The organism is Streptococcus pseudopneumoniae (genome assembly GCF_001072375.1).
Taxonomy (GTDB): domain Bacteria; phylum Bacillota; class Bacilli; order Lactobacillales; family Streptococcaceae; genus Streptococcus; species Streptococcus pseudopneumoniae_L.
Map to the genome: position 1 here is coordinate 1 of NZ_JVKV01000083.1, position 7,120 is coordinate 7,120.

At 39.9% G+C, this 7,120-nt stretch carries 7 protein-coding genes; 1 reads left to right on the plus strand and 6 read right to left on the minus strand.

Annotated features, from left to right (window positions below; translation table 11 throughout):
• Positions 1-95 precede the first annotated feature (95 nt).
• Both murB and ADH31_RS06995 read right to left on the minus strand, forming a co-directional pair.
• Positions 96-1,001, minus strand: coding sequence for a UDP-N-acetylmuramate dehydrogenase (gene murB / locus ADH31_RS06990; protein WP_049509777.1), 906 nt, complete (start codon positions 999-1,001; stop codon positions 96-98).
• Between the two features lie 217 nt (positions 1,002-1,218).
• Entirely contained in the window at positions 1,219-2,040 is an 822-nt protein-coding gene (locus ADH31_RS06995) for an AraC family transcriptional regulator (protein ID WP_049509778.1), read from the minus strand.
• Positions 2,041-2,139: 99 nt separating this feature from the next.
• Between ADH31_RS06995 and ADH31_RS07000 the strand changes: the two genes are divergently transcribed.
• Positions 2,140-3,348: a membrane protein gene (locus ADH31_RS07000; RefSeq protein WP_049509780.1), complete on the plus strand. Its 1,209-nt coding sequence runs from the start codon at positions 2,140-2,142 to the stop codon at positions 3,346-3,348.
• A 24-nt stretch (positions 3,349-3,372) separates the two neighbouring features.
• On the opposite strand, the gene ADH31_RS07005 is transcribed toward ADH31_RS07000, so the two are convergent.
• From ADH31_RS07005 to budA, 4 genes are all read right to left on the minus strand, one after another.
• A complete protein-coding gene (locus tag ADH31_RS07005) occupies positions 3,373-4,305 on the minus strand; it encodes a LacI family DNA-binding transcriptional regulator (protein WP_049509782.1) in 933 nt (310 codons plus the stop codon).
• A gap of 43 nt (positions 4,306-4,348) precedes the next feature.
• Positions 4,349-5,161, minus strand: a complete 813-nt coding sequence (locus ADH31_RS07010) for an HAD family hydrolase (protein WP_049509783.1) — start codon at positions 5,159-5,161, stop codon at positions 4,349-4,351.
• 344 nt (positions 5,162-5,505) lie between these two features.
• Positions 5,506-6,261 (minus strand): YhfC family intramembrane metalloprotease, encoded by a 756-nt coding sequence (locus ADH31_RS07015; protein ID WP_049509785.1) that lies wholly within the window; start codon positions 6,259-6,261, stop codon positions 5,506-5,508.
• A 12-nt stretch (positions 6,262-6,273) separates the two neighbouring features.
• Positions 6,274-7,002 carry an acetolactate decarboxylase gene (budA, locus tag ADH31_RS07020; RefSeq protein WP_049509787.1) on the minus strand — a complete coding sequence of 243 codons (729 nt, stop codon included), beginning with the start codon at positions 7,000-7,002 and terminating at the stop codon, positions 6,274-6,276.
• Positions 7,003-7,120: the final 118 nt, after the last annotated feature.

Sequence of the window (7,120 nt, forward strand, 5' to 3'; positions counted from 1 at the left end):
TGCAGGGAGTTAGACCTCCTGCATGCATCTTCGCTACCGATAGGCTTTCACCCCCTCGACATTCTAGTTAGTAGCAGCTAAGCTATTTCTAGTAATTACTCATGTTCACCCAAGATACGAACTTCTCGCTCGAGAGTAACACCTGAGTGTTCTTTAACCTTTTCAATGACAGACTCAATCAAGTCTTCATAATCTCTAGCAGTTCCATCAGCAACATTAATCATAAAGCCTGCGTGCTTTTCTGAAACTTCTACGCCACCAATACGATATCCTTTCAAACCCGCTTCTGCAATCAATTGTCCCGCAAAATGACCTACCGGACGTTTAAAGACTGAACCACAAGAAGGATACTCTAAAGGTTGCTTGAGTTCACGAAGGTGGGTCAAGCGATCCATCTCTTGTTTGATGACTTGGTGATTACCTGGAGCTAAGGCAAACTTAGCAGATAGGACTACTGCTCCTGATGCTTGAATGGCTGAATGACGATAACCAAAGGCCAAGTCTTTAGCAGACAAGGTTTCGATTTCACCTTCCTTAGTCAAGATTTGACAAGACTGGAGAACATGAGCAATCTCACCACCATAAGCCCCGGCATTCATAAAGACAGCACCACCGACGCTTCCTGGAATTCCACAAGCAAACTCAAAACCAGTTAAACTATGACGGAGGGCAATACGAGTGGTTTCAATCAAGTTAGCTCCAGCTTCTGCCTCAATGGTATAGCCATCAACAGAAACATTATTAAGCTTGTCACACATGATTACAAAACCACGCACTCCACCCTCACGGACGATAATGTTACTTGCATTTCCAAGAACCATCCAAGGAATATTTTCCTGATTGGCAAATTTTACCACACGAGCCATCTCATAGCGATTGCGTGGAAAAACTAAATAATCTGCCTTCCCTCCAACTTTGGTATAGGTATAAGTTTTTAGCGGTTCATCGAATCGAATATCGATTCCTTCTAAGGTTTCTTTTAGTTTATCTAATACGGTCATTTTTCTAATCCTTTTATAAAATTCATTCCATTATACCATTTTTAGCTCTATTTTTCGATGATTTGGTTAGCTTTTTCAAATGAATGATGTGAATAAAAACACCCCAAGAATTAGATGTATACTGTCTAACTTTTGGGATGCAGTTTAAAAAAATTTTTTTTATCGAATCTATCTGAACTTGAAGTAACCAATAAGACCATCCTAAATAGGATGTATTCTAATCAGTTGGATGATTTTCCCAGCCTTGACGATAAAATTTAGGACTTATAGAGAAAAAATTCTTAAAAGCCTTTGAAAAGACTAGCTGATCCTGATATCCGACTTCCATGGTAATTTCTTTTATAGACAAATCTGTATCAGTTAGGAAAGTTCTTGCCTTTAGCAGACGGGTTTCAAGGAGAAATTGCTGAGGAGATTTATGGTAATGTTTCTTAAACTGACGAAACAAGGTACTGCGACTGAGTCCGACCTGAGATGCCAACTCTTGAATGGAGATATCTTGTGCATACTGCTGTAGCAAAATATGTGCAGCTTTTTCGACAGGGAATTGAATGGTGCTCAGTGGCATTTCTGCTGGAAGTTCTTCCTGCAGATAGTGGAGGAAGGTAAAAACTTGCATCCGGTACCAGCTTTCCTTTTGCTTATTTTCTGCCGTTTTGTGACAAATGTCTTCAATGATTTTCCTACTTTGAAAATGACTACAAAAATGACAAACAGGCTCAGAAAATACTTGTGTGTTGTGGAGGTATTCGGTCAGTTTTTCACCAGAAAATCCCAACCAATAGGTTGTCCAAGGATCTTCTTGATTGGCCCAATAGCGCACTTTTTGTCCTTTTTTTAGGATAAAACCATCATTTTTCTCCAAAGAATAGGTTTGCCCATCAACTTCCAAGTAGCCTTTCCCTTCGCAAATCCAGTGAATAACAAAATCCTGAAAAACAGTATAATCGTAAAACGGAAAGTTAGAAAAATCATCAATTCCACATTCTTCTAAATAAAATTCCTTGGATGTTTCTTTAAAATAGTTCCAAAGTTTCATAAATACTTTCTCCTTGCAACATAAGTGCATATTTCTTCATCATGAACTCCTAGAAAAGCGATAAACGTTGGTTTATAATGGGCAAAGAAAGGAAAACACATGAAAAAATCGTATCAATCTAGAATAGTAGGGCTCAGCCTCAGTAATCAAATTATCTCTATCACCATCACAGGTGACTTTATGATTCTTTTTATGAGTCAGATTTTAGGTTTTAGTGATTTGCAAAATAGCTGGCTGATTACCATGCTGCCCATTATTGCCCTTGTCCGCATTCCCTTGTCTTATCTGATGCGAAGGAAAAATCTCCTTGACTTAATGCGGTGGAGTGTACTGTCTAAGCTGTGTTTGATAGCAATATTAGTGGTAATTCCCTATGAAAGGGTGACTTTTTCTATCTACACTGTTTTTCTAGTTCTGTATCAGATAACCGTGGAGCTAGGCTTTGGACTGGCTTGGAATCCTTTGATACTATTGGTAACAGAAGAAAAATCCCGTGCAAAATTTCTCAGTCACTTAGGTTTATTTCAGCTGGTCACGAGCTTTTATACTCTCCTTATTTCCTTTTGTATCGGTAAGGAGCTAACATCATTCCATTATCGTTGCCTACTGGGAATTGCACTTGTTAGTCTAATCTTGCAGTTTATCCTTTTGAAACAGTTACAGACAGACTATCATTTGTTTCAAAATCATCAAGAAACAGGGCAAATGGATTGGCAGGTTTTGAAAAAACAAATCTGGCACCATCTTCGTATCCTACTTTTAGATAGCTTGATTTTATATGTAACCTTAACCATGAATGTCCTCTATATGGTACAAGTATTGCACCTATCCGCTAAACTTGTATCTTTGTATTCGAGTATGAGCCTGTTGGGAAATGTACTGGCCCTTGCTCTTGCAGGTCCTTGTTTTGAGAAAAGACGTTCTTTGTTTTTCACAATATTGTTAGTGATGACGGGATGCGAGATTCTCTTGATATTCTTTCTTCCTCATGATGCTACATCCTATACAGTCTTTTGGAGCATCGGTTGGGGCGTATTAAATGGAGCTGTCGGAGCTCTATGGGGACTCTACATTTCCCTAGTCAAACACCAGGCAGCTAGCCCCAACCCCTTTACTATTTGGAATATTTATCAGGGAATTGCCTATCTTGTTAGTGTACTAGTCTTTTATCTCTCTGGCAACTTGGTGCACCTATCTAGTTCTAGCTCAGAGTTTGATCCTTATCGTCTGGTTTTAATTGCCTGCCTAAGCATCTGCATCCTAGTTTGTTTACGGATGCTGTATAAAAGAAAAACAGGTCTCAAGTGACGGTTGTCGCTTGAGCCTATTTTATCATCGTATGATAAACTCCGATTGTAGGATAATGGTCCGTTTTTCGTCCGAGAGTGCTTGTTTGAAACTTTCCTGACCGAGTTGGTAGGATTTGTTATCAATGGTAGGAATCCCCAGTACCTCTCCTGTCAATTGCTTTTCTTGGCCAATCAACAAGGGTAATTCAAGATTTTTCTCCTGATAGTAACGAACTACACCAGTTGCCACATCATCTCCATTGCTAAAAATACAGTCTAAATCATGCTTAATCAAGCTGTCTCCTTGTTCATAAGCGTCCTCTCCTGTGGAAATTCCGTCCAAAATCAGAGGTTCCTCTTTCCCACCAAAGACTTCCTTATAAGCTTCCATGGTTAGACGATAAGTAGAACTTTTTAAGTCTTTTCGGGTAAATAGCAAAGCAATCTTGCTTTTTCCCTGGTCTTTAATCCAGTTGAAGGCTGTCTTGCAGGCATGGATCCGGTTCACATAGACGCTGCTTAGATTGTGTTCCTGCACTTCCTCGCAGCAGACAATGTTGCCATACTTAGCGTAAGAAGCAATGGTTTCTATATCAACACTGCGAGAGGTGAAAATCAGACTGTCGAAGGCCCGTCCTCGAAGTTGCTCCAGGTAATTTTTTTCCAAATCTATATCATATCGAGAAGGTAGGATGAGTAGGGTGTGGTTATGAGCCAAGGCCGCATCCAAAAGCCCATTCAGTAACTGACTGAAATATGGATGGAGTGTCGTGTAGGGAATAACCACACCAACCCTACGAGTCGAACCCGAACTTAATTCCTGAGCTAGGATGTTGGGACGATAGTCCAATTCCTCCATAACTTGCAAAATTTTCTGGCGAGCTTCCTCTGAAACATGAGGATGGTTATTAATAACCCGTGATACGCTAGAAACCGAATAGCCACTCAGTTTGGCAATTTTTCGAATATTTGTCATTGTTTTCTTTCTATGGGAGGATTGTCGCCCTCCAAACACGTGATTAGTTCAATTTTTTAAGATACTTACGTATGCCATAGCCGACACCGTGATCATCATTACTACGCGTAACCTTATAAGCTAGCTCTTTGATGTCAGGAAATGCATTGTCCATCACGATAGGATAACCCACCATCTCGAGCATTGGAATATCGTTGTGCCCATCACCAAAGGCAGCAGTCTGGCTCATATCAAGCCCCTCTTTTTTGAGAATATAGGCAATCCCTTTTGATTTTTTAGCGGTTTTGCTGGTAATTTCCAGATGGTACTGGCCAGATCGAAGAATGCTGACATCACCCAAGTCCAGTGATTGTAAATATTTTTCCAAAGACAATAAGTCATTATTATCTAGGGCAATCATCATAATTTTGAAAGTATTATCCTTGACTGCTAGAAACTCGTCCTTGTTTTGCAGGGTCGGTGTCTGGCGTGTGATGCTGTACTCTAGGCGAATCCCTTCATCTATTGTATCACAATACCAGTGCGTCATATCATAATAGCTTATACTAATGTGTGGAAAATGCTTGCGCACTGCCTGTAAAATAGTCTGTGCTGTCTTTCTAGGAAGGATATCTGTATGAAGGGGTTTGACTTTCCCCTCCACAAGTTGATAAATCAAACCGCCGTTAAAGGCAACTTGAGGTCCAGTCAACTGGAGTTCCTCTATAGCCTCTCGCATTTCCATGGGAGCCCGAGCAGAAACTAGAGTTAAAGGAATTTGGGCATCACGGATAGCCTTGCTATTCTCGCTAGAAACGCGGCCCTCAGAATTTAGAAGGGTGCCGTCCATATCTGAAAAAATACGTTTGATGGTCATAATCTTGTCCTCTTTTCTTCTTTATCCGCTAGCGTGTGATAGGTCGGTTTAAATGCGCATTCCCAACCTTTGATACCATTTTACATTCTGGAACGCGTTCCATGTCAAGAGGAAAATAAAAAAAATTTATTTTTTTGTGGTCTTAGACAGAGTTGATGTTGAGGTGGTAAATAGTATATCTTCCAGTAAGCAGCTTATCCAAGCACAGTTTGTAAAAACTAATTCCTATCTGCTTGCAGTAGTCACTTCTTTAAATTTTAGGTAAGCGAAAAAAATTACAAAGAGCTAATAAACAGACAAATAACAGAGATAACAGAGAACAATAAAAAGAGGTTTCCCTCTTTTTATGATGATTTTTTCCAAAATGTAGATTTTGTCAGCCAGACAAAAGCCAGAAGTTCTACAAGAAGAATAACCTCCACTAGAAGTGGATTTGACAACCAACCAACTTGAGATAGGCTCGGAGCCAAGTCAAATAGGGCATGCAAACCATAAGCCGCTACTAGATAAATCCATTTCTTTTGGCGAACTGCTTGATAAACCCAGAAGGTCAAGCCAACTTGAAGAAGCAAGGCCAGGATTCGCTCAAGTCCCAAAAGGTAAATCTGCCATGCCGCTAGATTGTTAATCGTAGCAAGCGTGCTTTCAGGCAAGAGTTGCATAATGTTTGGATTTTGAGATTCTACTGCTGAAAAGAGGATGAAGAGATTGAGTAAACTTGCAATCCCGATATAGATCAACTCTAAACCACCATGCCCCAATCCATAAGCAAGAGCATCTGAATCTTCCAAAGTTCTTTTCTTCTCCAACCATTTAAAGAAAATAAGTCGAGCTGTTTCTTCAAAGATAGCAGCCATAGAAATGCCATAAATCACATAGAGAAGAGGATTTTCTGACATGAGTGGAACTGTCCCATCCTTTTGTGGATGAAGAACCAAGAGATGAACGATTTTCTCCAAGACTTGAGAAGAAGCAAAAAATGCAACTGCCCCAAGTCCTAAAACTGCAAAATTAATCTTGTATTTCTTTCTTGCGTACCAAACTGCTGCAATGAGGATGGCAAATAAGGCCAGCATCGTTATTATTACATGAATTTTCATATATGACTCCTTTTATTCTGCCTGTTCGATATCTTTTTTCATCTCGTCAACATTAAACTTAGCAAATAGATACTGACGGTCTTGAACAGGAAAACGTTGATCCAACTGGTCAACAGCTCCCACCTCTACAATCCCTTCCTTGATGACAAAGTCCATCACGTGGCCACCAAAGGTTAGATCGTCTGAAATGAAGTGCAAATGATAACCAGCAACACTAACTCCATGGAAAATTTCAGGTGTCCAAAAACCAACGATAGTTCCTGAGACATTGTCACAGCTATATTCAGGCTGATGCGTCGCAACCTCAGCAAACTTCGTTTCAGTTGTTGATTTTGGAATCATACGAACATGCATATGCTTAAAATCACCATGAATCTTGATGGAACGGAAAAGATTTTCTCCATCATAATAGGACTCAATACGTTTTTCAAGTTCCTGATCAGTCATTTCAAAACGCTGACGGAAAATAACTTCTGCCTGGTGGGGTACAACTGCTGCATAGGGGATCAAGGCATCTGGTGAAACTTCAACGATTTCAGGTTTCTGACCTGAACCCTTAGCCTGGTATGCTTTCCCATCTAAGACAATCAATTCTCCATCGATAGAATCTAGGGTTCCTAATCCTAAATCACCATGTTCAAGCAATTCACCAACGGTCATGGTTCCACCGTAAAGTCCCGCCATCAAGGCTCCCAAAGTATTGTATTGGAATAATTTAACTGGTTCTTGCACCTTTATCATCTCACTCTTCTTTGAAAATTTTACTTACTAAGTATATCACATTTCTGATTAGAATTGAATGCTAGACTACCTTTTAATACTCAATGAAAATCAAAGAGCAAACTAGGAAACTAGCCGC